Here is a 26,554-nt window from a genome sequence, read left to right as displayed (position 1 = left end):
AGGTGCCCTTCTTCGTTTGTCCTTGGAAATGTCCCCAGCCCTGCCTGGGCTGGGCCGCCATTGATCATAGGTCTTGCGAGCCTTCCCAGATGTCCGGCTGGTCCAGCAAGCCATGTTCCAGGGCCGTCATGGCCAGTTGCACCTGTTCCACATACTCAGCGATTTCCTCCAGCGGCACATGATTGAGGCAGGCCTGCTCCAGTTGGCGGCAACGTTCCACCAATAGCTCTCCCTTGATCACTCGCGCTGCCCCTTTGATGCGATGAGCCAGTTCTGCAAGTTCGACTGTCGCCTGTTTTTGCAGGCAGGTCGTGAGCGCTTGTTGATCGGTGCGATTGTTGACGATCAGCTCGCTCAGTATGTGGCGAAGCATTTTCGGCTCGCTGCCCACCAGGCTTTGCAGGGATTCCAGGTCGAAGGCATTGGGCTTAGGCGCATCGCCCGGGGAGGGAAGCAGCTCAGCCTCGCTATCATCGGTATCGCCGATGGACAACAAGCGCAGCTCCAATTCGTCCAGACCGATAGGCTTGACCAGGCAATCGTTCATTCCGGCCTGGACACAACGCTCCACTTCCTCAGGTTGGGCATCGGCGGTCAGGCCGATGATCATCACCGGCGGGCTGACGCTGTCCCGCTCATAGCGGCGGATGGCGCGGGCCAGCTCGGCACCATTCATGATGGGCATGTGATAGTCGGTGATGATCATGTCGAATCCCCGTTCGCGCCAGATGTTCAAGGCATCCAGGCCGTTTTCCGCCTCTACCACGTCATGCCCGAGGAAGCACAGCTGCTGCTGCAGGACCTGGCGGTTCACCGCATGATCGTCCACGATCAGGACCTGCAAGCGGTACATCGGGCGAGTCTTGGGTTGCGGAGGGCGCTCAGGAGCTTCCACGCGTTCCAGCGCTTGCAGGAGCAGCTCCACGTCGACACGGGTACCTTGCCCCAGTGAACTGCTCAGCGAGATGTGCCCACCCATCATTTCGCACAGGCTCCGGCAGATCACCAAGCCCAGGCCCGTGCCCTCGGTATGCTGCACGTTGCGCTCCACCTGGGAAAACGGCTGGAACAGGCGCAGCTGATTGGCTGGAGAGATGCCGATCCCGGTATCTTCCACGCTGAGCTTGACCTTCAGCGCCGAGTTTTCCAGGAGGTCGGCACCGATGGTCACCTTGATGAAGCCGGATTCGGTGAACTTGATGGCATTGCTGACCAGGTTGGACAGGACCTGCTTGAAGCGCATACCGTCCACCAGCACGTCGCCGTTGATGCTGGAGTCGATTTCCAGCACCAGGTTCAGGCATTTTTGTCGGGCCAGCCCCTCGAATACCCGGGCGACGGACTCCACCAACTCCCGTAGGTTGGCACGCTTGGGCGAAAGGCTCAGGCGACCGGATTCGATCCGGGCGATGTCGAGAATATCGCCAATCAGCTCCAACAGGCTCTTGGCCGAGCTGTAGGCGATTTCGATGCTGGAACGCTCGATCTGGTCGCTGTTGGCGCGCTTGAGCTCCAGCTCCAGAATGCTGATGACTGCGTTCATCGGCGTGCGGATTTCATGGCTCATGGTCGCCAGGAAGGTGGTCTTGGCCCGACTGGCCTCGTCGGCGAGGTTCTTGGCCTCTTTCAGCTCCTGGACCAGGTGGCGATGTTTGGTGATATCCAGCCAACCGCAGATCACGCCTTTGGTGACGCCGTGGCTGTCCTGGAACGGCTGGATCCAGTGCTCGATCCAGACCTCCTTGCCCTGCAAGCGAACGATCTCCTCCGAGGTGAGGGTCTGACCATCGGTGATCGCCTGCAGATATCGCTGGTGTAGCCCTGGCTCCGCAGCGAAATGAGCCTCGGGCAACTCCCGCACGGTCTTGTTCAGCACCTGTTCGGCATTCAAGCCGACGCTACGCAGGTAGCTGCGATTGCAGGACAGCATGGCGCCGTCGATGTCTCGTATGTAGAGCACCGGCGGCATGTTCTCGGTCAGGGTTTCGATGAAGCGCAACTGGTCGTTGAGGGTTTTCTCGACCCTGACCCGACGTTGCAGGTACAAGCCCCAGATCAATGACAGCAGTAGCAGCAACGAGGCCCCGGTGACGATCTCGGCAATGACGATGGTGTAGTCGCGCCAGGTTTCGCTGCTCATGCCCGGTGGTGAACGCCAATGGTTGGCCATGGCGTTGAGATCGTCTGCCGGAAGGCTGAGCAGGGCCTTGTCGAGGATCGACTGCAATTCCGAATCTTCCCGGCGCAAGGCGAAGTTCGCGGTCTTTTGGCTGGTATGGATCAGGTCGGCGATGGCTAGCCTGTTCTGGAACAGGCGGACGATGTAGTAGCGCGAGGTGGGCAGCGACATCACGGTGGCGTCGGCATCGCCTGAGTAGACCTTGTTCAGGCTGTCCAGGGCGGTCTGGGTTTCTATCAGCTCGGTGTCCGGGTAGAGCTCGCGTACTTGCTGCAGCATGACATGCCCGGTGGGAATGGCCAGGCGCTTGCCTGCCAGGTTGCCAGGCGACTTGGCTTTGCCGGTCTTGTCAGCCTGGGTAATCAGCACGAAGGGGCTGGCCAGGAACGGACGGGTGAAACGCAGATTTTCCTCGCGCTGTGCGCTGGCGGTCATGATGGCGAGGTCCGCCTCGGACTGGCGCAAGGCTTCGATCTGCTCCGGATACCCACCGTTGCGTGCCGTCACCTGGAATTGCAGGCCCGTGCGCTGGGAAATCACCTCTAGCAGTTCCGCTGCGACCCCGGCGAACACGCCATTGGCATCGAAGAAGGCAACGGGCGCCAAGTCATCGTTGATCACCAGGCGCAGCACTGGATTACGCTCGATCCAGCGAGCTTCCTGGGCTGTCAGGGGGATGCGCTCGTCCGTCGGCAAAAAACCACTGCCCACCCAGCGTCGGCTCAGCACGACGAGTTTTTCCTGGCCGATGGCCTCGATGCTCTGGTCCAGGATCCGTTGCAGGCGTTCGTTATTGCCCTTGAGTGCGAAGCCGTAGTCGCCCTTGGGATGGTCGGCGAAACGCTCGAACCGCAGAAAACCGTAATAGGAACGGTTGATCTGGAAGTAGGCGCTGAGCACGTCGTCGACATAAACGTCGGCATCGCCGAAGGCGGTCGCGGCTATAGCGTTCTCATGGCTGGTCTGTACCAGCAACTGGGCGAGGGGGAAGTGGGTTCGCAGTTCAGCGGCGTGTTGTTCGGGTACGGCCACCCGCAGACCGGCAAGATCCCGGGGCGGGGTGCGCAGTTCATCGCTGCGCTTGAACAATGCCAGGCGCCCTTCGGCGAACGGCCGAGTGCGCCTGATACTGGCATCGGGGTGCCCGGAGTTGTAGCTGCCCATGAAATCGATAGTGCCGGCTTGCAGCGCCTGCTCGGCCTCTTCGTGGGTCTGGAAGGGCAGGAGCTTGATACGCACTCCCAGCAACTGCCCGAGCAGGGCGCTGATGTCGGCGGTGATGCCTTCGTAGCGGCCATCGTTATAGCTGACGCTGAAAGGCGCCGACTCTTGTGCGACCGCTCCGATCTTCAATTCCAACTTGTGCCGTAGCCAGTGCCAATCCTCGTCCTCGAGCGCGAGCTCGTGGTGGTCTAGGCGTGCGGTGCTGTACAGCGTATGGGGGAGAACCTGGGCTACGGCCGGCTGGGGCCCCATGATCGCCAAACAGATGAAAAGCAAGAAAAGTCGGGAATGCATGATTGCTTCAGAAAAATAGGGGGCCAGGAAGTGGTCGATGGACTGGAGGGGACGGCATCGGCATGTGGAACAGGGACGTGGGAGGCTGGTGAGCGATCGATTGAGTCATCCTGGCGGCGGATCTGCGCGGCAATAGGCTATGAAATGATGTTCGGGCATCGGTCGCGCGAACAGGAATCCTTGGGCGGCTTGGCACCCGAGGTCCCGCAGGCGCATTTGCTGTTCGATATTCTCGACCCCCTCAATGATCAGTGACATGCCCAGTGAGCGAGCAAGGGCCACTGTGTAACTGATGATTGCGCAGCTCCTGGGTTGGTACTTCATCTTGCGCACGAAGGTACCGTCGAGCTTGATCTGGCTGAAGGGCAGTTCGCACAGGCGCTGCAATGAAGAGTGGCCAGCACCGAAGTCATCCATGGCCAGGCCACAACCCATCAAGCGCAAGCGCACCAGATTCTCCAGGCTGCAGGCGGGTGCGGTGATCAGGCTGGTTTCGGTGATTTCGAAGATGATGCTGGCGGCTGGTGCCTGGAACCGCGTGAGCCAGTTGGCGATAGCACCGCTCAAGGCCTGGCAGGACAGTTGCGCCGGATGCAGGTTAAAGGAAAAGTCCAGGGGGCGGTCCTGGCCGGCAAGGTTCCTGCGCAGCGCCAGCCCTTGTTCGAGCAGTTGCCAGAACAGGCGGTCCAGGAGCTTGTGCTGTTCCATGAGTGGCAGGAAGTGCGATGGCGGGAGTACACCCAGCCTGGGATGATTCCAGCGTGCCAGGGACTCCACGCCGAGCAGCGAGGCGTCCTCGAGCGCTACCCTGGGCTGGTAATAGGGCTCGAACTCGCCGTTGTCCAACCCGCGAACCACTTCGGCCAATGTCGGCAGGCCGGACCTGGCCAGGGGCTGGGACAGGGGGCCGCCGTGGCGCCAGCTCTGGTGGCGCGTCAGCATGGCTACCAGACGTTCCAGACGGAACGGTTTGCCCAGATCGCCGAGAAAGTGCAGGCCCAGGCGCTTGATCATGGCGATGGTGGTTTGCCGCAGGATCGGATCGGCCTGACTGCACAGGATCACTGAACGCAGCTTGCCGCTCTGGCTGGCATGGCGCAGGAAAGCCAGGCCGTCCATGCCGGGCATCTTCAGGTCGCAGATGACGATATCGATTTTTTCGCAACTGCTCAGCAGGGCCAGGGCCTCGTCGCCATTACCGGCTTCGTGCACCTGTCCGGGCATAGCCTTGTTCAAGGCAGTGATGGTGATCAGTCGTTGGAGTGGTTCGTCATCCAGAACCAGGACGTTCAAATGTTGCATTGCCGGCTCGAGTCATTGATCGCCAAGCATCTTGCTTAAGATTCCAGAGCAGGGTCCACTAGCTGTATCTCTATGGTTTGTAGGAATTTTCCTCAAGGATAATTGAATTATCTGATTCCGTAGGACCTGCTCCTTAATCCCTTGTATCGCCGGTTATTTGACTGGAACCTGAATTTTCCGCTGGACCAGCAAGAGGTTTCTCACGCGAAGCCATGGTTTCGCGCGGTAGTCAATGGCGCTTGAGCAAAGTGCGATGGCGTATTTTCCAATGGTCATGGTTGACCGACGTTTGAGTTCTTAAGGTGAAATGACAATATGCATAGCGTATTGATAGTGGATGACCATCCTGTCGTGCGGCTTGCCGTCAAGGTGTTGTTGGAAAAGCACAACATGCGCGTGGTGGCCGAGACAGATAATGGCCTGGATGCGTTAGAGCTGGTTCGTGAGCATGTGCCCGACGCTGTGATTCTCGATATCGGGATTCCCAAGCTCGATGGCCTCAAGGTGCTGTCGCGTATCAAGGCCCTGGGCCTGCCCACCGAAGTGCTGGTGCTCACCTCGCAGTCGGTGGAAGGTTTCTGCCGGCGTTGCATCCAGCTGGGAGCCCGGGGATTCGTCAACAAGGAAGAGGACCTGGGCAACCTGGTGGTTGCCCTGAATGCTGTACTGGCAGGCTACACCTTCTACCCGTCGCTGGCCCTGGATGTGTCCGCCTCGACGGTGGAGCAGCGTTCCGAGGCCGAGCAGATCGGCTTGCTGACCGATCGGGAAATGATCGTCCTGCAGCACCTGGCACAGGGGCATTCGAACAAGGCTATCGGAGAAAAACTGTTCTTGAGCAACAAGACGGTAAGTACCTACAAGACCCGCCTGTTGCAGAAACTAGGGCTGGGTTCCCAGGTCAGCCTGGCGGAGTTCGCCAAGCGCAATGCGTTGATTCCCTGACGAGAAATTGCGGGCTGGCTCTGCCGGTGCATTTGCGCCATCTCGATGACCTGGGCCCCGCTATTGCATAGCGGGGCCCAGGCGATCAATGCAGCTTCAGGCGCGGATCCGTACCGCGTCCGATCCGGCTACCAAGCATCATCATCGCCGTGCGGAACATTCCGTACAGGGCCATCTGGTGCATGCGATACAACGAGATGTAGAACATCCGCGCCAACCAGCCCTCGAGCATCACGCTGCCGGTGAGGTTGCCCATCAGGTTGCCGACCGCCGAGAAGCGCGAGAGCGAGATCAGCGAGCCGTAGTCGGTGTACTTGTAGGTTGGCAACTCCTTGCCTTCCAGGCGCAGCTTCAACGACTTGGCCAGCAACGATGCTTGTTGGTGCGCCGCCTGGGCCCGTGGTGGAACGTTGCGATCACTGCCAGGTTGCGGGCAGGCGGCGCAATCGCCGAAGGCGAAGATGTTCGGATCGCGGGAGGTCTGAAGGGTCGGCAACACCTGAAGCTGGTTGATGCGGTTGGTCTCCAGGCCATCGATGTCCTTGAGGAAACCCGGGGCGCGAATCCCCGCAGCCCACACCTTGAGGCTGGCAGGAATGACCTGGCCGTCGGCGGTGAGCAGGCTTTGGGCGGTCACTTCGCTGACCGAGGCGTTGGTCATGACCCGCACCCCGAGTTTCTCCAGGGTCTTGTGCACCGGTCCGCTGATGCGTTCGGGCAGGGCTGGCAGGACTCTCGGACCGGCTTCGATCAGAGTGATGTGCATGTTCTCCGGGCGGATCCGGTCCAGGCCGTAGGCTGCCAATTCGTGGGCGGCATTGTGCAGTTCGGCCGCCAGCTCGACACCCGTGGCGCCGGCGCCGACGATGGCCACGCTGATCTGCTCCAGCTCCTCGCTCTGTCCGGCGTGGGCTCGCAAGTAGTGGTTGAGCAATTGTTGATGGAAGCGCTCGGCCTGTTTGCGTGTGTCGAGGAACAGGCAATGCTGGGCCGCGCCCTGGGTGCCGAAGTCGTTGGTGGTACTGCCCACTGCGAGCACCAGGGTGTCGTAGCCGAGTTCACGAGCAGGCAGCAGCTCGGCCCCTTCTTCGTCATAGGTGGCCGCCAGCTGGATTTTTTTCTGCTCTCGGTCGAGCCCACTCATGCGGCCCAGCTGGAACTCGAAGTGGTTCCATTTTGCTTGGGCAACGTAGTTGAGTTCGTCCGCGGAGGAGTTCAGCGATCCGGCAGCCACTTCGTGCAGCAAGGGTTTCCAGATATGGGTCAGGTTGGCGTCGACCAGCGTTATGCTGGCCGTACCGCGTTTGCCCAGGGTCTTACCCAGGCGGGTCGCCAACTCCAGGCCGCCGGCGCCGCCGCCGACGATGACAATACGATGGTTCATGGGGATATCTCGCAAGGCTAAAAGAAATCGGGACAGTCGACCGAGCGAGCGCGATGCGGCTCATAGCGTCAGGTAACTGATAAGACGGCTCAACAAGCCGAGGGCCACGGTCACCACGACCACCACCACGAGGAGCATCCACGGCCGGAAGGGCCGGCGCTCGACTCGGTGCTGGGGCAGGTGCAGGTATTCTTCGACATGGCGTTGGTCGTCGGGGTTCAGGCGGCTGCTCATAAAAGGCCTCGTCGGCTAGACGTCGCAACAGGGAGGAATGTTACAGCGCAGTGTAATCCGGCATGAAAAGGAGCATCACATGCTGCCATGTGGAGATCCATGGCACCCCGGGGCCGGCAAGCATGAGCGCTTTTTACCATTGCGGGGAGGATTGCGCCATGCCCACCGATGGTGGATTGACGAGCCTCACAAACTGATACCGACATCGAAGACGATGCTGCGTCCCAGGTTGCTGCGCAGGAACTCCGGAGCATCCGGGTGGGCGAACAGTACCCGGGCGAAGGTCGGCCCTACCAGGGATAACGAGCGCCAGCCTTGGCGCAGGTATTCGGTAGGCGGCGGGAAATGGCTATTGAGGTCCAGCACTTCGCGCTTGAGGGCGGCAAAGGCAATGATATCCAGCTCCCCCAGGTTCATTCCGCGCTCCTGATAATTGCGGGCCTTCTTGCGCAAGGTCGGTCCCAGCCGCAGCAGTAGCTCGTTGGCCGGGATGCGCTTGGGCTTGGCTTCACGCCGCACCAACTGGCTCAGGGAAAATGCGCTGCGCCGACGTTGCAGTTCGTCGCGCCATTCATCGTTGAGCCGACGTCCCTCGTCGAGGACGAAGAACACCTCGAAGCTGGCCTCGCGAAACAGCACGTCCGGCGGCTCTTGCCCAGGGGCGGAGAATTCTTCATTGCGGTAGGGAATGTTCAAGCCCTGCAGCAGGCGCTGGCAGACCCAACGCTCGCGCTCCCATTTGCGGGCATTGGACAGGAACGCATTGGCTTGCTCGGCCTGGATGGTTAGCAGGCGCAAGAAATCTGAGTCATCCATACCCTCAAGCTTAGCGCCCAAATGTGACCTTAAGAACCAGCCGCGCGGAAAAAGCCCCCGGGCCCTGGATCGCCCAAGCTGGAGCCTGCCCAGGGGCGGTGTAGACTGTTGCGCGTCCCGTCGAACGATAAGGAGTGTGCCGTGAAGCGCTGGTCAATGTTGTTGCTGGTCCTGTTGCCGTTGTGGGCCCAGGCCCTCGAGATCGGGGAGCGGTTGGCGCCCTGGACCCTGCTGGACCAGTTCGACGAGGCCTACAGCCTTGACGGCCAGGCCCGGATCCTGCTGGTGGCGCGCAGCATGGACGCGGCCAAGCTTGTGAATGCGGCGCTCAAGGCCCGGCCCAAGGGCTATCTTCAGGAGCGGGGTGGCGTCTTTGTCGCCGATATCCAGCGCATGCCCGCGCTGATCGCCAGGATGTTCGCCGTACCGGCCATGCGTGACTACCCCTACCGGGTGATGCTCGATCGTGAGGGGCGAGTGGCGCCGCGCTACCCGGCAAGCGAGGACAAGGTGCTGTGGCTGCAATTGCGGGATGGACAACTGGTCGAGCGCCATGAATACGCCAGTGCCGAGCAGCTAGCTGCGGCCCTGGAGCAAGCCCGGCCATGATCAGCGCGGCACTGCTGGCGCCGCAGACGCTGGTCCTGGGGTGGCTGCTGTATGTGCCGCTGCTGCTCTGGGCCATATGGCGAGCGCCCTGGGTCGAGCTGTTCACCGACAGTCGCCGCCAGCACTTGCTGTTCGGCACGGTCTTCGCTCTGTTCCTGTTGTGGTTGGTCCGGCGGGATTTCGATACCGGCGTGTCCTATCACTTCATCGGCATGACCGCGGTGACCTTGTTGCTGGATTGGCCCCTGGCCATGATCGGGGGCCTGGTCGCGCAGTTGGGGTTGCTGGTGTTGGGACGCCAGGACCTGGCGGCCCTGGGTGTCAACGGGATATTGCTGGTGCTGCTGCCGGTGGCTGTGACCGAGACCTGCGCCTGGCTGGTGGAGCGGGCCCAGCCGCGCAACCTGTTCGTCTATATTTTCTGCTCGGGTTTTTTTGCCGCCGCGCTCTCGGCATTGTTGTGCCTGCTGTGCGGATTGGGCCTCTTGTGGTTCGACGAGCGTTTCGCCATGCCCGAATGGCTGGAAGACTTCATCGGCTACCTGTGGCTGATCATCTTTCCCGAGGCCTTCATCAACGGCATGCTGGTCAGTGCGCTGGTGGTGTTCTGCCCCGAGTGGCTGGAGACTTTCAACCGCACCCGTTACCTCTCGGCGCCCTGGAAAGACGAGGATCCGCGCCCTTGATCCATATCAATTGCGCACGCCTGGCCGCGCTGCATGCTCGGCAAAAATTCCAGGAGTGCGGTCATGAGTGTCTATCAGTGGGCCCGGCAGGAAGTACGCGACAGCCTGCAAAACGCCCTGCAGGAGGGCTTTGAGCCCGGGCTGAGCCTGCGGGCGCTGCTCAGCGCGGTGGTACAGCAGAGCAAGCATGTGCGCAGCATCGAGGACCTGGCGGATGAATTGCAGTTCCTCGCGGAAAACCTCGACGACGATCAGGACTACAGCTTCATGCGGCCCTGATCGGCCTTCACGCGAATCTTCAGTGGGCGCGGGGCGGCAGTTCTTCGGAGAACAGGTCGTCCTCGGCGTCCGGGCTCACCGGGATCTTGTGCTCCTCCGCCGCCCAGGCTCCCAGGTCGATCAGTTTGCAACGATCGGAACAGAACGGTCGGTTGACGTTGGCCGGGGTCCATTCCACAGGGGCGCCACAGGTCGGGCATTCGACGGTCAAGGGTTGGCTCATGGCTGGCCTCCACGCAAGGTTAGGTAAAAGTGATGCAGGCGTTCGACTTCGCTGTGCAGCCAGGCACGGTCGCGGTCGTTGACCAGGACGTCGTCGGCATGTCGTAGGCGCTCCTCGCGGCTGGCCTGGGCCTGGAGAATCGCCTGGACCTGCTGTTCGCTGACCCGGTCGCGCAACAGGGTGCGTTCGATCTGCAACGGTTGGGGCGCATCGATCACCAGGATGCGCTGGGTCATCCGGGCCTGTCCCGATTCCACCAGCAACGGCGAAACCAGGATGGCATAGGGCGATTGCGCCCGGGCCAGGTGGCTGGCGATTTCCTCGGCGATCAGCGGATGCAGCAGGGCCTCCAGCCAGCGTCGCTGTTGTGGATCCTCGAAGATCAGCTTGCGCAGGGCGGCACGGTCCAGTTGGCCGTCGGCCTGCAGCACGCCCTCGCCAAAATGCCGGGCGATCTGTTCCAGGGCCGGGCGTCCGGGCTCTACCACCCAGCGGGCGGCATGATCGGCATCGATTACATGGATACCCAGGTCGATGAAGTGCTGGGCAGCGGCGCTCTTGCCGCTACCGATCCCGCCGGTGAGGCCGAGGATCCAGGGGGTGTTAACGGAGCGAGTCATTGGAAACCGACAAACTGCAAATAGAAGTCGGTTATTTGACCACCCCAGAGCAAGGCAATCCAGCCGGCAATGGCCAGAAAGGGGCCGAAGGGGATCGGTGTCGAGCCCTTGGCCTGGCGCAGGCGCAATAATAGGCTGCCAATCAGCGCACCGGCCAGGGAGGCCAGCAGCAAGGTCAGCGGCAGGACCTGCCAGCCGCCCCAGGCCCCTAGCATCGCCAGCAGCTTGAAGTCGCCATGGCCCATGCCGTCCTTGCCAGTCAGCAGCTTGAACAGCCAGAACACCGACCACAGCAATAGATAACCGGCCACCGCACCCCAGAGGGCGTCCTCCAGGTTCGCCAGCAGACCGAAGCTGTTGACGATCAAGCCCAGCCACAGTAGTGGCAACACCAGCACATCAGGCAGCAACTGGTGCTCGGCATCGATCAGGCTCATGCCCAGCAGGCCCCAGCTCAACAACAACAGCAGACCGGCCGTCCAGCCGAAGCCGAAATGCCAGGCCACGAACGCTGAAAGCACACCGCAGGCCAATTCGACCAGCGGGTAGCGCACGCTGATCCGGGCCTTGCAGTGGGCACAGCGGCCGCCCAGCCACAGGTAGCCGAGCAACGGGACGTTATGCCGGGGGCTTATGGGCTGTGCGCAATGCGGGCAGTGGGAGTGGGGGAGCAACAGGTTGTAGGGCGCGGCCACGGGCTCCGTGGGCAGCCCCAGGATTTCATGGGCCTGGGCCCGCCAATCGCGCTCGAGCATCCGCGGCAGGCGCCAGGCCAGCACGTTGAGGAAGCTGCCGACGATCAATCCCAATACCAGGGACGCCAGCACGAACGCCAGGGGGTAAAGGCTCAAGACTTCAGTCAAGGACATGTTCAGATCGCTGTACCGAGTTGAAAGATGGGCAGGTACATGGCCAGCACCAGGGCTCCGACGATACTGCCCAGCACCACCATGATCAAAGGCTCCATGAGGCTGGTCAGGCTGTCCACCAGGTTGTCCACCTCGCTCTCATAATGCATGGCGATTTTTTCCAGCAAATGATCGAGGGTCCCGGATTCTTCGCCGATGGCGGTCATCTGGATCGCCATCCCGGGGAAGACGCCGCTGGCGCGCATGGCGAAGTTCAATTGCATGCCGCTGGCGACTTGTACCCGGATCCGTTCCACCGCCCGGCGATGTACGTTGTTGCCGCTGGCCCCCGCCACCGACTCCAGCGCCTGTACCAGCGGCACGCCGGCGGCGAAGGTGGTGGCCAGGGTCCGGGCCAGGCGGGCCACGGCGGCCTTGTTCAACAAAGTGCCGGTCAAGGGGAGGCGCAGCAGGATGATATCCAGGGCATCGCGCAGGCGGGGCGAGCGGCGATAGGCCATGCGCGCGCCGAAACCCAGCCCCAGGCTGGCAGCCAGCAGGCTTGCGCCATGTTCCTGGAGAAAGTGCGAGAGGCCGATGACCCAGCGGGTCAGCAGCGGGAGTTCGGCGTTGAAACCGGCGAACAGACTCTGGAATTGCGGGACGACCTTGAGCAGCAGGATGCTGCTGACGAGGATCGCCACTCCGATCACCGCCAGGGGATAGACCATGGCCTTGTACAACCGAGCCTTGAGGCGTTCGCTCTGTTCCTGGTAGGTGGCGACCCGGTCCAGCAGGGTGTCCAGGGCCCCGGCCTGTTCACCGGCTTCCACCAGGTTGCAGTACAGCGGGTCGAAATGGCGCGGGTGCCGGCGCAATGCGCTGGCCAGGCTGGAGCCAGCCTCGATATCGCGCTTGAGGCTGGCCAGCAGTTGGCGCATAGGCGGCTGTTCGAAGCTTTCGGCGATTATGTCCAGGGATTGCAGCAGGGGTACGCCGGCCTGGCACAAGGTCGCCAGTTGCCGGGCGAACAGGGCGATGTCCCGGGGCCTGATCCGCTGTCCCAGGCGCGGCAGGCCGTGGGGCTTGCGCCGGATCCGGCTCGGGACTATGCCCTGTCGGCGCAGGCGGGCCCTGGCCAATGCCGGGCTGGTGGCAGCCAGTTCGCCTTGCAGGGTGTGGCCCTGGTTATCGGTGCCCTGCCAGACATAGGTGCGGGTGGCGGGTGGTTGTACCGTCATGGTTCGGTCCTTGAGCAGACACAGGTCGAGGCGGACGTCGCCGTGCCGCAGAACCCGCGGCAGGACGTGTCCACGCCTAGCCAAGCCTAGCTGTGGCGAACTGCCGGGTAGTGTCAGGTGCTGACCAGATTTGTCAGTTAATGCGACTGTTGATTCCCCGGGCCTGGTCTGTCTGGTCCACAGGTCGCGTATTTCATGGGTTCTGTTCCCTGGCACAGGGCGTGCTTCGAAGCTGATGGCCCTTGTGGCCTTTCTTGTAACTTTCGTTCAAGCCAGGAGGCGACCCATGAAACGACAGTCTGGTTTCACCCTGATCGAATTGCTGGTGGTGGTAGCGATCATTGGCGTGCTCGCCATGGTGGCGATGCCGCTGTATGCCCAGTATCAAGCGCGAGCCAAGGTCATTGCAGCGCTGGCGGAGGTCTCGGCGCTCAAGGCCGGTGTCGAGGATCTGCTGGGCCAGGGCACCGACCCGACCCTGGCACTGGCCGGAGGCACGGCCCAGACAGCCCATTGCCGGATGACCGCGAGTGGCACGGCCGCCACGGGGGAGGGGAGTATCGGCTGCACCATCCTCAACGCCCCGGGCCCGGTGCTGGACAAGAGCCTGACCCTGATTCGCTCGGCAACCACCGGTTGGAACTGCATCACCACGGTGGAGGCCGACTATGCTCCCAAGGGCTGCGCGACCGAGGGGGCGTGAGCCCTGGCCAGCCCCCCGGCAAAACTCGCAACTTGCATGCAGGGAGAGGGAATATCATGCATTTTGCATGGTCCTGATTTTTTCATATTTATATAACTTATTGATTTTAATAGTTATTTTTGTAGTTATGAATTTGGCACAGCCCCTGCAATATCTCTGACAACCCTGCGGCCAGGACACGGCGCAGGCTTTCCAGAAAAACAGGAGTTACTCGTATGAAGAAGTTCGCTATCGCTGCTGCAACCGCTACCGCTTTGACCCTGACCATGGCCAACGCAGCCCTTGCGCAGCCCGCCCAAGGCACTCAGTCGCCGATGGTCGTGGCCGCCGGTGAAGTGACCAAGGCCAAAGAGGCCACCTCCGACACTTGGATCACCACCAAAGTGAAAAGCGATCTGGTCACCGAGAAAGGCATTCCTGGTACCGATATCAAGGTCGAGACCAACAAGGGCGTAGTTTCGCTGTCGTCCACCGTGGCCATTACCGAGGCGCAGAAAGCCACCGCGGTGGCGATCACCAAGAAGATCAAGGGCGTGAAGGCAGTCTCCGCTGACGGCCTGAAGGCCGAGTAAGACCCAGCCTTTTGCCTGGACAGGTGGAGGATGTGGCGGGCACTTGATCTGCCGCTTCCTCCAAGGGTTCATGCGGAAGATCACAAGGACGTGATCATTACAGGCCCCGGCACTTGTGTCGGGGCCTGTTCTATTTGGGCGGGATTCAATGTCGCTGTGGTTTAAGCGAAGGGCGCCGGGCGTGGGCCCGGCGCAAACCTGATTATTCGCTGTCCAGGTGCATCGGGGTGATGACGTTGCCGTTGCTTTCGGCTTCGCCCAGGTTGGCATCGATGAAGTAGACCCGGTCATCGGCCAGCTGGGCCTTGTCCACCAGGAAGTCCTTGATGCTGCTGGCCCGCTCCTGGCCCAGCTGGCGCAGCAATACTTCGCTGCCGCTCCAGAACTGGATCAGGCCCTCGCGCAGCTTGGCGCTGCGTTCGTCACGGCTGAGCTGGCTCCATTCTGCTGGCGGCTGCTGCTTCAGGCGGGTGCGGTAGATACCCTCCAGCAGTGGCGCCTTCTCATCTTCTGGGACCTTCAACAAGGATGCCTGTGCCGGGACCTTGTCGCCGCGACGCTGGAGGATCTTGTAGTAGTTGTATTGGTATTCGCGTTCCAGGCGCTGTTCGGCGATCAGTGGTCCATCGCTGCTCTTGGCACTGGTGCCCTCGATCTCCAGGCGCAGGGTCGGGCGCTCCTGGAGGGCCTTGGCCAGGGTGGTAAGGGCCGATTCGGATTCCTTGCTCAATTCGCTGGAGCCGGGGGCGAAACTGACGCTGCCCAGGTCCTCCGAGCCACCGCCGGTGATCAGGCCGCCGATGAACTTGAACGGCGCCTGGGCGGCACGCAGCACCAGGTTGCGCAGGGTCTGCCAGACGATCGGCATGACGCTGAACTGCGGGTTGTTCAGGTCGCCGGAGATGGGCAACTCGATGGAGATCTTGCCGTCGGTGTCCTTGAGCAGGGCCACCGCGAGGCGGATCGGCAGATCCACGGCGTCCGGGCTGTCGACCTTTTCCCCCAGTTGCAACTGCTCGACCACCAACTTGTTCTCGGCCTTGAGTTGGCCCTTGGTGATCATGTAGTGCAGGTCGAGGTTGAGCCGGCCCTTGCGAATGCGGAAGCCCGCGAACTTGCCGGAGTAGGGGGTGAGGGTGGTCAGTTCGACTCGTTTGAAGCTGGTGGCGATGTCCAGGGCCGCCATCGGGTCGAAAGGATTGACGCTGCCCTTGATGGTCACCGGCGCATAGCGGTCGACCTTGCCCTTGACGTCGACGTCCGCCGGCTTGGCCTGGCGGCTGTCGATGGTGCCGATCCTGCCGTTGAGCTGCTGGACGGCGGTGGCGAAGTTGGGGGTCAGGGTCAGGTCGGCGAAATTGGCCGAACCGTCGTTGATGGCGATTTCGCCGATGCGGATGCCCAGTGGCTTGCTCGAACCGGCGGCCGGCTTGGCCGCGGGCTTGCCAGAGCTGCTCGGCGGTTGCGGGATCAGCAGGTCGTCGACGTTGGTGGTGCGGTCATCGTTGATGATGAAGCGGGCATAGGGCTGCATCAGGTTGATGCGGCTGATGCTCAGGCTGTCGCCATGCTGGTAGTTCAGGCCCTCGACCACCACTTGCTGCCACTTCACGAAATCGCGGCTCTTGAGGGTGTCGAGGGTGTGCAGTTGATCCACGTTGGCCCGCCCGGTGATGCTGAAGGCCAGCGGCTCGACTTTGCTCAGGTCCACCGCCAGGTCGCTGCCGAGCATGCCGCTACGCAATTCCAGGCGGATGAAGGGGCTGATGTAGGACTGGGCGACGCGCAGATCGATGTCCTTGGTCTGGACCTTGAGCTTGGCGGTGATGGGGTTGAGGTTGACCTCGCCGCTGGCATTGATCCGGCCTTGCTTGCCCAGCCCGGTGTCGAGCTTGAGGGTGAAGGGCGACTGGTTGAGGCTGTCGAAATTCTTCAGGTCCAGGTTCAGCGGCCCGACTTCCAGGGCCACTGCCGGCTTGACCTGGCGGTCTGCCAGGTGCACCTGGTAGTTGCGCAGCTCGACGTCCTTGAGCAGTACCTGCCAGGGCTTGCTCGGTGCCGCCGGCTCCTTGGGCGCTTCGGCGGTGGCCGGTTCATGCTTGGGGGCCGGCTTGGGCGGTTGGCTGGCGAACAGCTTCTGCCAGTCCAGCTGGCCATCGGCCTCGCGGGCGGCCCAGGTCTCGAGCTTCTGGCTGCGGATCTTGCCGACCACCACTTGCTGCTTGGCCAGGTCCACCGTGGTCTCGCTGACATCCAGGCGTTCCAGGCGCGCCAGCGGGCGGCCATCCGGGGCCTTGATGGCGAATGGCGCGACGCTGAGCGAAGCGTTGTCCAGTAGCAGTTCGGTGCCCTTGGCCAGGCTGAACTTGTAGTGGGTATCGAGGTTCAGCAGGCCATCTTCCAGTACCAGCGGCACCGCATCGCGGACGTAGGGCCACCAGGCCTTCATCTTGCCGCCGGTGACTTTCAAGGTGCCTTCGGAGGTCAGCGGGGTCATGCTGAAGTTACCGCTCCAGTCGATCTGCCCACCTTCGGGGCCGGTGGCCACCAGGGTCATGTCGGCGCTGTCGTCGGGCAGGGTGCTGAGGTTCTTCAGCTCGAACTCGAGCTTGTCGTAGAGGAACTCGATCGGTTCGCTGGGGCGCAGGTCCTGGAAATGCACGTAGCCGCCGGCCAGCTTGATGCGCTCGATGCGGACCGGAAACGGCTTGGCCTCGGGGTCGCTGGGGGTAGGTTCGCTGGCAGGCAGCTTGAACAGGCCCAGCAGGTTGAGCTGGCCGTCCTTGTCGAACAGGATCTGGGTCTTGGGCCGGTCCAGCTCGACGTCCGCCAGATGCAGTGCCCGGGTCCACAGGCTATCCAGTTGCAGGTTGGCGTAGAGGCGCTCGAAGGCGATCTGTTCCTTGCCCGGCTCGCCGATGTTCAGGCCCCAGACGGTCAGCTCCAGGCTGAAGGGGTTGAGTTCGATGCGCTGGATATGGGCCGGCGTGGTGGCGTAGTTGGCCAGCTGTTGGTTGGCCACGCGCAGGGCGACGCCTGGCAGGATCAGGAAACCCAGCAGACTATAAAGGGCCAGAGCGGTCAACAAGGCGCCGATAGCGCGAATCAATCCTTTGGTCATGCGAGGCTTCATCTTTTGAATCAAATGTGCCTTGGAGTATGGCACGCGTTTACGGTTCCGAAACCAGCCCTGTTTTCAGGATTGTTCAGATTTTGTAGCTGTCCTTAGAGTTGCAGGATCAGGGTTTTCAGTGGTGGCTGGCCATCCAGGGAGGGAAAATCCGCAGCCGGTTTCAGCACCTGGCAGTCGCGTACCGGGCGCCCGGCTTTCTCGGCGCAACGCAGCACCTGCTCGCGCCAGTCCTGCAGCGAGACCTTGGCCAGGTTGTTACAGCAGATCAGCACCCCATCCTCGGCGGTGGCCAGCAGGGCGGGCTTGAGCAGGCTCTGGTAGTCGCGCAGCAGGTCGACGGTGCCGAAGGCGCTCTTGGCCCAGGCGGGTGGGTCCAGCAGCACCAGGTCGTACTGGCGCTGTTCCAGGCGCGGATAGCTGGGTAGCTTCTGGCCTCGCCGCTGGCTGATCGGCAAGCCCGCCAACTGGCGGATCGCCGGGAAGTAGTCCGACTGCACGAATTGCATCGCTGGCAGTTGCGGGTTGAGCTGGCCGTTCTCCCGGCCGACCGCCAGGTTGCCTTCGGCGAAGTCCAGGTTGCAGACCTCCCGGGCACCGCCGGCCGCGGCGCAAAGGCCCACACCGCAGGTGTAGGCGAAAAGGTTGAGCACGCGCTTGCCGGCGCTGTGGCGCTTGACCCAGCCGCGGGCGTTGCGCAGGTCCAGGAACAGCAGCGGGTCTTGCCCGGCGTGGCGTCCACGGACCCGATAGTTCAGGCCCCATTCATGCCCGACCAGGTCTTGCAGGGCAGCGTCTTCGGCGCGGTATACCGAATCCTCGCGGGCAATGCGCGAGTTGCCCTGGGAGCGATCGTTGTAGACCAGCAGGGTGGGCAGTTGCAGTCGCTGGTCGACGATTTCCTGCAGTTGCAGCAAGGCATCGCGTTCCAGCGGTTGGTGAAAGCTCTGCACCAGCAACTGCGGGCCGTAGCGGTCGACGGTCAGGCCGCCGGAGCCCTCCTGGCTGCCATGGAACAGGCGATAGCAATCGGTGCCTTGCTGGTGCAGCTCGGCGAGCAGGTCCTGGCGATGATCGAGGGCGGCGCGCAGCGCCTGGTTCAAGGAAGACATGCGGGCGCCTTGCGAATGATTGGGCGGGGCAGTTTACCAGCTTCGTTTAGTGCTTGTAGGCGGGCGCGCGGTGAGGGGCTTCCGTTGTCTGTAGGAGCGAGGCTTGCCCGCGATAAATCTTCTACGAACACGCGCTGTGCCTGATGCACGGCGGTGTCATGACGTTTGTCTCGCGGGCGAGCCTCGCTCCTATGGGTGTACGGGGTTAGCGCTCGATGGCCAGGTCGTTGACGTTGCCCTTGGTCGGTCGGTTTCTACAGGCCCATGCGTCGCCTGGCGCGATGGGCCGAGCTGTCGCGTACCGCCCAGCGCAGCAGCGGCGCGCTGCGCTTGATGCTGGCGCGGATCAGTTGGCGTTGCAGCGGGCTCTGCTCGACCCCCAGCAGCTCGCCGGCCCAGTCCGGCAGCAGGTCGATCCCGGCTTGCATCATCAATGAACCCAAGGGCTTGGCCAGGCGGCTGGGGGCTGGCGCGGCCCGCAGCAGGCGCAGCACTTCGCGGCTGCGCTGGTCGCACAACAATTGCGGGCGCATGGCTTGCAGGTAATCGGCCACAGCCTGTCGTGAGCGGGGTACATCCCGGGCGCCCAGGCGCTCGGCCACCAAGGCGATTTCATCGTAGTAGCGATCCTGATCGGCACCTGGCAAGCGCGGATTGAAGTAGCGCAGGTGGGCCGCCAGGAAACTGCTGACCTCAGCTACGTGGACCCAGGTCAGCAGGTCTGGATCGCTGGCCGCGTAGGGCCGGCCATCGGGGGCGGTGCCGGTGATGTGCAGGTGGATGCCACGGACTTTCTCGATCAGCCATTGGGCGTCCTGGCGCGAGCCGAAGGTGGTCCCGGAAATGAACTGCCCGGTGCGGCGCAGGCGGCCGATCAGGTCCTGGCGAAAGTTGGAATGGTCCCACACCCCGGCCAGGGCCAGGGGATGCAGGGCTTGCAGCAACAGGGCGCTGATGCCGCCGATCAGCATGCTGCTGAAGTCGGCATGCACTTGCCAGCAAACGGCCCCTGGACCGAATAGACCGGGATCGCCCTTGGGGTTTTCCAGGTCGAGCTGGCCCAGGGACAGGCCGGTGAGGCTCATGACCTGGCTTTCGATACGGCTGCGGATGAACTCCATGACGGCTCGCTACGATAGGGAAACAATGGCGCGGCCCAGGCCGCGTCGCTTTCAGCGGTTCAAGCGTTGGTCGATCAGGCCCTGCACCACGCCAGGGTCGGCCAGGGTCGAGGTATCGCCCAGGCTGTCCAGCTCGTTGCAGGCTATCTTGCGCAGGATACGCCGCATGATCTTGCCCGAGCGAGTCTTGGGCAGGGCCGGTGCCCACTGGATTAGCTCCGGCTTGGCGAAGCTGCCGATCTCGCGGCTGACCAGGGCCAGGAGTTCCTGCTTGAGGGCAGCGTCGGGCTCTATCCCCTGCATCGGCGTGACGAAGGCATAGATGCCCTGGCCCTTGAGGTCATGGGGGTAACCCACCACGGCGGCTTCGGCGATGCTGTCGTGGAGCACCAGGGCGCTCTCCACCTCCGCGGTACCGATGCGGTGTCCGGAGACGTTGATCACGTCATCGATGCGCCCGGTGATCCAGTAGCTGCCGTCTTCATCGCGTCGGGCGCCGTCACCGGTGAAGTAGTAGCCCGGGTAAGGCGCGAAGTAGGTCTCGACCATGCGCTGCGGATCGCCATAGACGGTACGGATCTGCCCGGGCCAACTGCCCTTGAGCACCAGGATGCCGCTGCCGGCGCCCTGGATCTCCTGGCCCTGGTCATCCAGTAACACCGGTTGCACGCCGAACATCGGCGTCATGGCGCAACCGGGCTTGATCTGTCGGGTGCTGGCCAGCGGGCTGAGCATGATGCCGCCGGTCTCGGTCTGCCACCAGGTATCGATGATCGGGCAGCGCTGTTCGCCCACCTCGTTGAAATACCATTCCCAGGCCTGCGGATTGATCGGCTCACCGACGCTGCCGAGCAGGCGCAGGCTGGCGCGCGAACTGTTGCGCAACGGTCCGGCACCTTCGCGCATCAATGCACGCAACGCGGTGGGCGCGGTGTAGAAGATGTTCACCCGATGCTTGTCCACCACTTCCCAGAAGCGCGAAGTGCTGGGGTGGTTGGGGACTCCTTCGAAGATCAGCGTGGTGGCGCCGTTGGCCAGCGGGCCGTAGAGGATGTAGCTGTGGCCGGTGACCCAGCCGACATCGGCGGTGCACCAGAAAACCTCGCCGTCGCGGTAGTCCATGACGTACTTGAAGGTCATGGCCACGTGCAGCAGGTAGCCGCCGGTGGTATGCAGCACGCCCTTGGGTTTGCCGGTGCTGCCTGAGGTGTAGAGGATGAACAGCGGATCCTCGGCGTCCATCGGCTCGGGCGCGCACTGGTCGCTGCTGGCGGCCATGGCCTGTTCATAGTGAATGTCGCGGCCGTCGACCCAGTTCACCGCGGCGCCGGTGCGCTGCACCATGATCACGTTGCTGACATCCGGGCAGTTGAGCAACGCCTTGTCGACATTGTTTTTCAGTGGCACCCGCTTGCCGCCGCGCAGGCCTTCGTCGGCGGTGATCAGGGTGTGGCAATCGGCATTGAGGATCCGGTCGCGCAGCGCCTCCGGGGAGAAGCCGGCGAACACCACCGAATGCACGGCACCGATGCGCGTGCAGGCGAGCATGGCGTAGACGGCCTCGGGGATCATCGGCATGTAGATGCACACCCGGTCGCCTTTCTTCACGCCACGGCTCTTGAGCAGGTTGGCCAGGCGGCAGACTTGTTGGTGCAAGGTGCGATAGGTGATGCGCAGGGACTCGGCGGGATCGTCGCCTTCCCAGATGATCGCGGTCTGGTCACCGCGTGTTTCCAGGTGGCGGTCGATGCAGTTGTAGCTGACATTGAGCTGGCCGCCGCCAAACCAGCTGGCCTGGCCGGTGCGGCTGTCATGGCGACGCACCTCGGCCCAGGGGTGGCTCCAGTGCAAAAAACGCTTGGCTTGCCCGGCCCAGAACAGTTCTGGCTGCTCGATTGACTGGCGATAGAGATGGAGGTAGTCGTCCTGGCTCAGTTGGGCTGCCTGGCGGACGGCATCGGCTTTCGGAAAAATGCTGATATCGAACATGACGGCTCCTTGTGCTTGTTTGGCGACAAGACTCAAGGGTGCGCGCATGTGAGGGCAAGGTTCAAGGGCCAGGGCCCGAACGGGAGCCGGCGAGCGGGAGCCGGCGAGCCGGCCCCCGCGGATGCAGGCGATCAGCCGCGATGACGACCGCGGAAGTAATTGATCAGCCCCTGGGTCGAGGCATCCTCGGCGCTGGTTTCGTCACTGCCCACCAGGCGGCCGTAGACGCCCTTGCCCAGCTCCTTGCCCAGCTCCACGCCCCATTGGTCGAAGGCGTTGATGCCCCAGATCACGCTTTGCACGAACACCTTGTGCTCGTACAGTGCCACCAGCGCGCCAAGACGCCGTGGGCTGATGCGCTCGACCACCAGGGTGTTGCTCGGCCGGTTGCCTGGGATCACCTTGTGCGGTGCGAGCCGTTGCACCTCGGCTTCGTTCAGGCCCTTGCTGCGCAGTTCGCTCTCGGCTTCGGCGCGGGTCTTGCCGAGCATCAGCGCCTGGCTCTGGGAGAGGCAGTTGGCGTACAGCCACTGGTGGTGGTCGGCCACCGGGTTGAAGCTGACGATCGGCACGATGAAGTCGGCCGGGATCAGCTGGGTGCCCTGGTGCAGCAACTGGTGGTAGGCGTGCTGGCCGTTGCAGCCCACGCCGCCCCAGATCACCGGGCCGGTATCGGTGCCCACCGGGGTGCCGTCCTGGCGCACGCTCTTGCCGTTGGACTCCATGTCCAGCTGCTGCAAGTGCTTGGTGATGTTGCGCAGGTAGTGGTCGTACGGCAGGATCGCGTGGCTCTGCGCGCCCCAGAAGTTGCCGTACCACACGCCCAGCAGCGCCAGCAGCACCGGCATGTTCTGCTCGAACGGAGCGCTCTGGAAGTGCTGGTCCATGGTGTAGGCGCCGGACAGCAGTTCCTTGAAGTTGGACATGCCGATGGCCAGGGCGATCGGCAGGCCGATGGCGGACCACAGCGAGTAGCGCCCGCCGACCCAGTCCCACATCGGGAAGATGTTCTCTTCGCGGATACCGAAGGCCACGGCGGCGGCGTTGTTGCTCGACACCGCGATGAAGTGGCGGTGCAGTTCGGCCTCGGAGCCGCCCTGGGCCAGGTACCAGGCGCGTGCGGCCTGGGCGTTCTTCAGGGTCTCGAGGGTATTGAAGGATTTCGACGAGACGATGAACAGCGTGGTTTCTGCACGGATCTTCGCCGAAAGCTCATGGAATTCGCTGCCGTCGATATTGGCCAGGTAGTGGCAGCGCACGCCTTTGTGGGTATATGACAGCAGGGCTTCGGAGACCAGTTCCGGGCCTAGGAAGGAGCCGCCGATACCGATGTTCACCACGTCGGTGATGGGCTTCTCGGTATAGCCGCGCCACAGGCCGTCGTGGATGCGGCCCACCAGTTCGGTGATCTGGTTCAGCACCTTGTGCACTTCCGGCATGACGTTCACGCCATTGACCGACAGCTTGTCGCCTACCGGGCGGCGCAGGGCGGTGTGCAGGGCCGGACGGCCTTCGGAAGCGTTGACCAGTTCGCCGGTCATCATCGACTTGATCGCGTCGGCCAGCCCGACTTCCTTGGCCAGGTTGACCAGCAGGTCGCGAGTCTGACCAGTGATCAGGTTCTTGGAATAGTCGAGAAACAGCCCGCAGCTGCTCAGGGTGAACTGGCTGAAGCGCTGAGGGTCGGCATTGAACGCCTCGCGCATGCTGAAATCCTGCATGGCTTGGCGGTGTTCTTTCAACGCTTGCCAGGCGGGCAGAGCGGTAACGTCGTGAGGAGTGCGGTAGTACGCCATCGCTGCGGTTTTCCTTTTGCTTGAACTGCCTTTTGGACACTGAAAAGCCCGGAACGTCCATTCTGGATTCACGGACTTGGTGCGTTCGGCCCTGTGCTGATTCGATTAATCACCCGGGGCGACAACAGTAACTCCAGCCTGGGCTTCTGTCTCGGCCTTCTGCGACTTGCGGTCGGTACTATTTTGCACCGACCGCGCGGCATGGGCTTGCGGTGTGAAGAAACTAAGGGGTCAGGCGACCTGAACCGGAATCGCGTGGCTGGTGTGGCTCAGCTCGTTGCCGGGAGCCATGTACAGCATGCGGGGCTTGAAGTTGAGCAATTCGGCTTCGCTGTAGTGGGCGTAGGCGCAGATGATCACCCGATCGCCGACCTTGGCCTTGTGTGCGGCCGCGCCGTTCACCGAGATCATGCGCGAACCGGATTCGCCGCGGATGGCGTAGGTGGTGAAGCGCTCGCCATTGTCGACGTTGTAGATCTGGATCTGCTCGTACTCGCGAATGCCGGAGAGGTCCAGCCAGTCGCCGTCGATGGCGCAAGAGCCTTCGTAATCAAGCACGGCGTGGGTGACTTCTGCGCGATGCAGCTTGGCCTTGAGCATGATGGCGTGCATGGGGGTTTTCCCTTGGTCGGATCCTCGAAAAGGGGCCTGCAGTTCTGGCTGCAGGCCCCGGCGGGCGGCAGTTTGCCCGAAGGTTGGGGTTCGGGCAATCGGCTGATCAGGCCGGCGCGTCGAGGTCCAGGTGCAGGTTGTCGATCAGGCGGGTAGTACCCAGGTAGGCCGCCACCAGGATCACCAGGTCTCGGTCCTCGGCGGTGGCCGGGCGCAGGTTCCGGGCGTGGCGGATTTCCAGGTAATCCTGGCGCAGGCCGGCGGCCTCCAGCAGGCGCTGCTGTTCGGCCAGCAACTGCGGATAGTCGCGCGCGCCACTGCGAATGGACGCGGCGATCTGGCTCAGGCTGCGATACAGCACCGGCGCAATGGCCCGCTGTTCTGCGCTCAGGTAGCCGTTGCGCGAGGACAACGCCAGGCCATCCTCGGCCCGCACCGTGGGTTCGCCGATGATCTGGATCGGCATGTTCAGGTCATGCACCAGGGCGCGGATGACGGCCAGCTGCTGGTAGTCCTTCTGGCCGAACACCGCGAGGTCGGGTTGCACCATGTTGAACAGCTTGCTGACCACCGTGGCTACCCCTTCGAAGTGCCCGGGGCGGCTGCCGCCGCACAGGCCTTCGGACAACTGCGGGACGCTGACCCGGGTCTGTCCGGCCATGCCGTCGGGGTACATTTCCTCGACACTGGGCGCGAACAGCAGGTGGCAGCCGGCCTGGAGCAGTTTTTCCTGGTCGGCGGCGAGGGTGCGGGGATATTTGTCCAGGTCTTCGCCGGCGCCGAACTGCAGCGGGTTGACGAAGATGCTCGCGACCACGAAGTCCACTCGCTGGGCGGCCTTGGCTACCAGTGCAGCGTGCCCGCTGTGCAGGTTACCCATGGTCGGCACGAAGCCGATACGCTTGCCTTCGCTGCGAGCGCGAGCAACCGCGGCGCGCAATTCACGCACGGTCTTGACAGTATTCATGCGCAGAACCCGTGTTCGACGCCAGGAAAGGTGACGGCCTTGACTTCCTGCACGTAGGCGCTCAGCGCCGCCTGGATGCTGTCCTTGCCGGCCATGAAGTTCTTCACGAACTTGGGGGAGCGTCCGGTGAGGGACAGGCCCAGCATGTCGTGGAGCACCAGCACCTGGCCATCGGTGGCGCTGCCGGCGCCGATGCCGATCACCGGGATCTTCACCGCCTGGGTGATTTCCGCCGCCAGCTCGCTGGGCACGCATTCGAGCAGCAGCATGGCCGCACCGGCCTGCTCCAGGGCGATGGCATCGGCACGCATCTGCCGGGCCTGGCTCTCGTTGCGTCCCTGGACCTTGTAGCCGCCCAGGACGTTCACGGTCTGTGGGGTCAGCCCCATGTGCACGCAGACCGGCACGCCGCGCTCGTTCAGCAGGCGTACCGGCTCGGCCAGCCAGGCCGCGCCTTCGATCTTGACCATATGCGCACCGGCCTGCATCAGTTGCGCCGAACTGCTCAGGGCCTGTTCAGTGGTGGCGTAGGACATGAAAGGCAGGTCGGCGAGGATCAGGGCCCCGCTGTTGCCGCGTTTCACCGCTGCGACATGGTAGGCCATGTCGTCGATGGTGACTGGCAATGTGCTGTCGTGCCCTTGCAAGACCATGCCCAGGGAATCGCCGACCAACAGGACTTCGATGCCGGCTTCGTTGCAGGTGTGGGCGAAGGTGGCGTCATAGCAGGTCAGCATGGTGATTTTCTCACCTTTCTGCTTGAGGCTTTGCAGGGTGGTCAGGGTGATGTCTGGCATGAAAGGGGTCCTCATTCAGGCGCTTTGGAAACTACTGCGAGTAACGCGCGTGATTCTTCGTTGTTCAGGCGCACGGTCTTTTGTCGTGCTTATACAGCCTGCTTCCAAGCGATTTGAACGATCCCGGAGACGCCCCCTCGGGCGTCTTGTACAGCTTGCCATGGTTGAAAGAACTCGCGTGCCGGCGGGTATTCCGCCCTTGCATCACTGCCTCTGCCTGGCGTTTCCCGGGTTCGCCGCGAACAAGCTTCACTTGAATTGCGCCCTTTAACGCCGTGATGGCGGCAACGGGACGCCTATAGTCGTGAGGAGAACTCTGGAAGTCAATTAGATGTGTTACCGCATTGTTACGGCGGTAGGGTTACCGCCGTTTCTGATGCGTTTCAGCTGTCAGGCCTGGCGTTCCAGGCCGACAAATGGGCAGGCGGCGAGCAGTTCCCGCAGGCTGCGGCCATCGGCCAACTGCAGGTCGGCCGGAGCCAGCTCCGCCAGGGGATAGAGGACGAAGGGGCGGGCCTGCATATGATAGTGCGGGACTTTGAGGCGGGGTTCGTCGATCAGTCGCTCGCCAAACAGCAGGATGTCCAGGTCCAGGGTCCTTGGTCCCCAGCGTTCGTGGCGCTCCCGGCCTTGCTGTTGCTCGATGGCTTGCAGCGCATCGAGCAATTGCAGCGGCTCGAGGGTGCTGTCCAGCGCCGCCACGGCGTTGGTGAAGCGCGGTTGGCCGGGCAGCAGCGAATCGCTCTGGTAGAACGCCGAGACACCATGCAGAAGGCTTTCGGGGATTTTCCCCAGGGCCTCGATGGCGCTGCGCAGTTGCTCCTCGGGATCGGCCAGGTTGCTGCCCAGGCCGATATAGATGCGCTCCATC

The 26,554-nt window shown here is 62.8% G+C and carries 24 protein-coding genes; 6 read left to right on the top strand and 18 right to left on the bottom strand.

The window, feature by feature from the left end:
- Positions 1–64: 64 nt before the first annotated feature.
- Entirely contained in the window at positions 65–3,697 is a 3,633-nt protein-coding gene (locus ACK6AU_RS01290) for an ATP-binding protein (RefSeq protein WP_409297332.1), read from the bottom strand.
- A gap of 105 nt (positions 3,698–3,802) precedes the next feature.
- On the bottom strand, positions 3,803–4,999 hold the full coding sequence (locus ACK6AU_RS01285) for an EAL domain-containing protein (protein WP_409297330.1): 1,197 nt from the start codon (positions 4,997–4,999) through the stop codon (positions 3,803–3,805).
- A 315-nt stretch (positions 5,000–5,314) separates the two neighbouring features.
- On the opposite strand from ACK6AU_RS01285, the gene ACK6AU_RS01280 reads away from it, so the two are divergent.
- The gene (locus ACK6AU_RS01280) at positions 5,315–5,944 is read left to right on the top strand and encodes a response regulator transcription factor (RefSeq protein ID WP_185701784.1); all 630 of its coding nucleotides are present in this window, start codon (positions 5,315–5,317) and stop codon (positions 5,942–5,944) included.
- An 85-nt stretch (positions 5,945–6,029) separates the two neighbouring features.
- On the opposite strand, the gene ACK6AU_RS01275 is transcribed toward ACK6AU_RS01280, so the two are convergent.
- From ACK6AU_RS01275 to ACK6AU_RS01265, 3 genes are all read right to left on the bottom strand, one after another.
- Positions 6,030–7,328, bottom strand: coding sequence for an NAD(P)/FAD-dependent oxidoreductase (locus ACK6AU_RS01275; protein ID WP_185701785.1), 1,299 nt, complete (start codon positions 7,326–7,328; stop codon positions 6,030–6,032).
- A gap of 60 nt (positions 7,329–7,388) precedes the next feature.
- A complete protein-coding gene (locus ACK6AU_RS01270) occupies positions 7,389–7,562 on the bottom strand; it encodes a DUF3094 family protein (RefSeq protein ID WP_022641066.1) in 174 nt (57 codons plus the stop codon).
- Positions 7,563–7,748: 186 nt separating this feature from the next.
- Entirely contained in the window at positions 7,749–8,378 is a 630-nt protein-coding gene (locus tag ACK6AU_RS01265; protein ID WP_185701786.1) for a DUF1780 domain-containing protein, read from the bottom strand.
- Between the two features lie 141 nt (positions 8,379–8,519).
- On the opposite strand from ACK6AU_RS01265, the gene ACK6AU_RS01260 reads away from it, so the two are divergent.
- The 3 genes from ACK6AU_RS01260 to ACK6AU_RS01250 all read left to right on the top strand — a co-directional run bounded on the left by ACK6AU_RS01260 (position 8,520) and on the right by ACK6AU_RS01250 (position 9,952).
- A complete protein-coding gene (locus tag ACK6AU_RS01260) occupies positions 8,520–8,987 on the top strand; it encodes an FAD/FMN-containing dehydrogenase (RefSeq protein ID WP_409297326.1) in 468 nt (155 codons plus the stop codon).
- Positions 8,984–9,673, top strand: a complete 690-nt coding sequence (locus ACK6AU_RS01255) for an energy-coupling factor ABC transporter permease (RefSeq protein WP_185701788.1) — start codon at positions 8,984–8,986, stop codon at positions 9,671–9,673. Before ACK6AU_RS01260 ends, ACK6AU_RS01255 begins: the two co-directional genes overlap by 4 nt.
- Before the next feature lie 63 nt (positions 9,674–9,736).
- A complete protein-coding gene (locus ACK6AU_RS01250; protein ID WP_185701789.1) occupies positions 9,737–9,952 on the top strand; it encodes a hypothetical protein in 216 nt (71 codons plus the stop codon).
- A gap of 19 nt (positions 9,953–9,971) precedes the next feature.
- Here ACK6AU_RS01250 and yacG read toward each other — a convergent pair whose 3' ends face one another.
- The 4 genes from yacG to ACK6AU_RS01230 are packed head-to-tail and all read right to left on the bottom strand — an operon-like array spanning position 9,972 to position 12,884.
- Positions 9,972–10,175, bottom strand: a complete 204-nt coding sequence (gene yacG / locus ACK6AU_RS01245; RefSeq protein ID WP_085597062.1) for a DNA gyrase inhibitor YacG — start codon at positions 10,173–10,175, stop codon at positions 9,972–9,974.
- Entirely contained in the window at positions 10,172–10,795 is a 624-nt protein-coding gene (gene coaE / locus ACK6AU_RS01240; protein ID WP_185701790.1) for a dephospho-CoA kinase, read from the bottom strand. Before coaE ends, yacG begins: the two co-directional genes overlap by 4 nt.
- Entirely contained in the window at positions 10,792–11,664 is an 873-nt protein-coding gene (locus ACK6AU_RS01235) for an A24 family peptidase (protein WP_185701791.1), read from the bottom strand. Before ACK6AU_RS01235 ends, coaE begins: the two co-directional genes overlap by 4 nt.
- Before the next feature lie 2 nt (positions 11,665–11,666).
- A complete protein-coding gene (locus ACK6AU_RS01230) occupies positions 11,667–12,884 on the bottom strand; it encodes a type II secretion system F family protein (RefSeq protein ID WP_409297322.1) in 1,218 nt (405 codons plus the stop codon).
- A 286-nt stretch (positions 12,885–13,170) separates the two neighbouring features.
- On the opposite strand from ACK6AU_RS01230, the gene ACK6AU_RS01225 reads away from it, so the two are divergent.
- Entirely contained in the window at positions 13,171–13,587 is a 417-nt protein-coding gene (locus tag ACK6AU_RS01225; protein ID WP_185701793.1) for a pilin, read from the top strand.
- Between the two features lie 215 nt (positions 13,588–13,802).
- Entirely contained in the window at positions 13,803–14,159 is a 357-nt protein-coding gene (locus ACK6AU_RS01220) for a BON domain-containing protein (protein ID WP_185701794.1), read from the top strand.
- Positions 14,160–14,361: 202 nt separating this feature from the next.
- Here ACK6AU_RS01220 and ACK6AU_RS01215 read toward each other — a convergent pair whose 3' ends face one another.
- The 9 genes from ACK6AU_RS01215 to folK all read right to left on the bottom strand — a co-directional run bounded on the left by ACK6AU_RS01215 (position 14,362) and on the right by folK (position 26,553).
- Entirely contained in the window at positions 14,362–17,280 is a 2,919-nt protein-coding gene (locus ACK6AU_RS01215; protein ID WP_409297319.1) for a DUF748 domain-containing protein, read from the bottom strand.
- Between the two features lie 104 nt (positions 17,281–17,384).
- Positions 17,385–18,401: a class I SAM-dependent rRNA methyltransferase gene (locus ACK6AU_RS01210; RefSeq protein WP_185701796.1), complete on the bottom strand. Its 1,017-nt coding sequence runs from the start codon at positions 18,399–18,401 to the stop codon at positions 17,385–17,387.
- Between the two features lie 254 nt (positions 18,402–18,655).
- Positions 18,656–19,522 (bottom strand): oxygenase MpaB family protein, encoded by an 867-nt coding sequence (locus ACK6AU_RS01205; protein WP_409297317.1) that lies wholly within the window; start codon positions 19,520–19,522, stop codon positions 18,656–18,658.
- Positions 19,523–19,573: 51 nt separating this feature from the next.
- Positions 19,574–21,511, bottom strand: coding sequence for an acetate--CoA ligase (acs, locus tag ACK6AU_RS01200; RefSeq protein ID WP_409297315.1), 1,938 nt, complete (start codon positions 21,509–21,511; stop codon positions 19,574–19,576).
- A gap of 131 nt (positions 21,512–21,642) precedes the next feature.
- Entirely contained in the window at positions 21,643–23,307 is a 1,665-nt protein-coding gene (gene pgi, locus ACK6AU_RS01195; protein WP_185701799.1) for a glucose-6-phosphate isomerase, read from the bottom strand.
- A 231-nt stretch (positions 23,308–23,538) separates the two neighbouring features.
- A complete protein-coding gene (panD, locus tag ACK6AU_RS01190; RefSeq protein ID WP_058433573.1) occupies positions 23,539–23,919 on the bottom strand; it encodes an aspartate 1-decarboxylase in 381 nt (126 codons plus the stop codon).
- 106 nt (positions 23,920–24,025) lie between these two features.
- Positions 24,026–24,886 (bottom strand): pantoate--beta-alanine ligase, encoded by an 861-nt coding sequence (panC, locus tag ACK6AU_RS01185; RefSeq protein WP_185701800.1) that lies wholly within the window; start codon positions 24,884–24,886, stop codon positions 24,026–24,028.
- Positions 24,883–25,683 (bottom strand): 3-methyl-2-oxobutanoate hydroxymethyltransferase, encoded by an 801-nt coding sequence (panB, locus tag ACK6AU_RS01180; protein WP_185701801.1) that lies wholly within the window; start codon positions 25,681–25,683, stop codon positions 24,883–24,885. The genes panC and panB overlap by 4 nt, the downstream gene beginning before the upstream one ends.
- A 390-nt stretch (positions 25,684–26,073) precedes the next feature.
- Entirely contained in the window at positions 26,074–26,553 is a 480-nt protein-coding gene (gene folK, locus ACK6AU_RS01175; RefSeq protein ID WP_185701802.1) for a 2-amino-4-hydroxy-6-hydroxymethyldihydropteridine diphosphokinase, read from the bottom strand.
- Position 26,554: the final 1 nt, after the last annotated feature.

The organism is Pseudomonas sp. KCJK8993 (assembly GCF_046230915.1).
GTDB lineage: Bacteria > Pseudomonadota > Gammaproteobacteria > Pseudomonadales > Pseudomonadaceae > Aquipseudomonas > Aquipseudomonas piscis.
Note: the sequence above shows the minus strand (reverse complement) of the source record. Positions and strands in the feature narration are given on the sequence as shown.

Coding starts and splice junctions, on each gene's coding strand:
- ACK6AU_RS01285 (WP_409297330.1), bottom strand. CDS start 4,999: ATGCAACATTTGAACGTCCTGGTTCTGGATGACGAACCACTCCAACGA.
- coaE (WP_185701790.1), bottom strand. CDS start 10,795: ATGACTCGCTCCGTTAACACCCCCTGGATCCTCGGCCTCACCGGCGGG.
- ACK6AU_RS01270 (WP_022641066.1), bottom strand. CDS start 7,562: ATGAGCAGCCGCCTGAACCCCGACGACCAACGCCATGTCGAAGAATAC.
- ACK6AU_RS01265 (WP_185701786.1), bottom strand. CDS start 8,378: ATGGATGACTCAGATTTCTTGCGCCTGCTAACCATCCAGGCCGAGCAA.
- yacG (WP_085597062.1), bottom strand. CDS start 10,175: ATGAGCCAACCCTTGACCGTCGAATGCCCGACCTGTGGCGCCCCTGTG.
- ACK6AU_RS01210 (WP_185701796.1), bottom strand. CDS start 18,401: ATGTCTTCCTTGAACCAGGCGCTGCGCGCCGCCCTCGATCATCGCCAG.
- pgi (WP_185701799.1), bottom strand. CDS start 23,307: ATGGCGTACTACCGCACTCCTCACGACGTTACCGCTCTGCCCGCCTGG.
- ACK6AU_RS01250 (WP_185701789.1), top strand. CDS start 9,737: ATGAGTGTCTATCAGTGGGCCCGGCAGGAAGTACGCGACAGCCTGCAA.
- ACK6AU_RS01280 (WP_185701784.1), top strand. CDS start 5,315: ATGCATAGCGTATTGATAGTGGATGACCATCCTGTCGTGCGGCTTGCC.
- ACK6AU_RS01230 (WP_409297322.1), bottom strand. CDS start 12,884: ATGACGGTACAACCACCCGCCACCCGCACCTATGTCTGGCAGGGCACC.
- ACK6AU_RS01225 (WP_185701793.1), top strand. CDS start 13,171: ATGAAACGACAGTCTGGTTTCACCCTGATCGAATTGCTGGTGGTGGTA.
- panD (WP_058433573.1), bottom strand. CDS start 23,919: ATGCACGCCATCATGCTCAAGGCCAAGCTGCATCGCGCAGAAGTCACC.
- ACK6AU_RS01275 (WP_185701785.1), bottom strand. CDS start 7,328: ATGAACCATCGTATTGTCATCGTCGGCGGCGGCGCCGGCGGCCTGGAG.
- ACK6AU_RS01215 (WP_409297319.1), bottom strand. CDS start 17,280: ATGACCAAAGGATTGATTCGCGCTATCGGCGCCTTGTTGACCGCTCTG.
- panC (WP_185701800.1), bottom strand. CDS start 24,886: ATGAATACTGTCAAGACCGTGCGTGAATTGCGCGCCGCGGTTGCTCGC.
- folK (WP_185701802.1), bottom strand. CDS start 26,553: ATGGAGCGCATCTATATCGGCCTGGGCAGCAACCTGGCCGATCCCGAG.
- ACK6AU_RS01220 (WP_185701794.1), top strand. CDS start 13,803: ATGAAGAAGTTCGCTATCGCTGCTGCAACCGCTACCGCTTTGACCCTG.
- ACK6AU_RS01235 (WP_185701791.1), bottom strand. CDS start 11,664: ATGTCCTTGACTGAAGTCTTGAGCCTTTACCCCCTGGCGTTCGTGCTG.
- ACK6AU_RS01205 (WP_409297317.1), bottom strand. CDS start 19,522: ATGGAGTTCATCCGCAGCCGTATCGAAAGCCAGGTCATGAGCCTCACC.
- panB (WP_185701801.1), bottom strand. CDS start 25,683: ATGCCAGACATCACCCTGACCACCCTGCAAAGCCTCAAGCAGAAAGGT.
- ACK6AU_RS01255 (WP_185701788.1), top strand. CDS start 8,984: ATGATCAGCGCGGCACTGCTGGCGCCGCAGACGCTGGTCCTGGGGTGG.
- ACK6AU_RS01290 (WP_409297332.1), bottom strand. CDS start 3,697: ATGCATTCCCGACTTTTCTTGCTTTTCATCTGTTTGGCGATCATGGGG.
- acs (WP_409297315.1), bottom strand. CDS start 21,511: ATGTTCGATATCAGCATTTTTCCGAAAGCCGATGCCGTCCGCCAGGCA.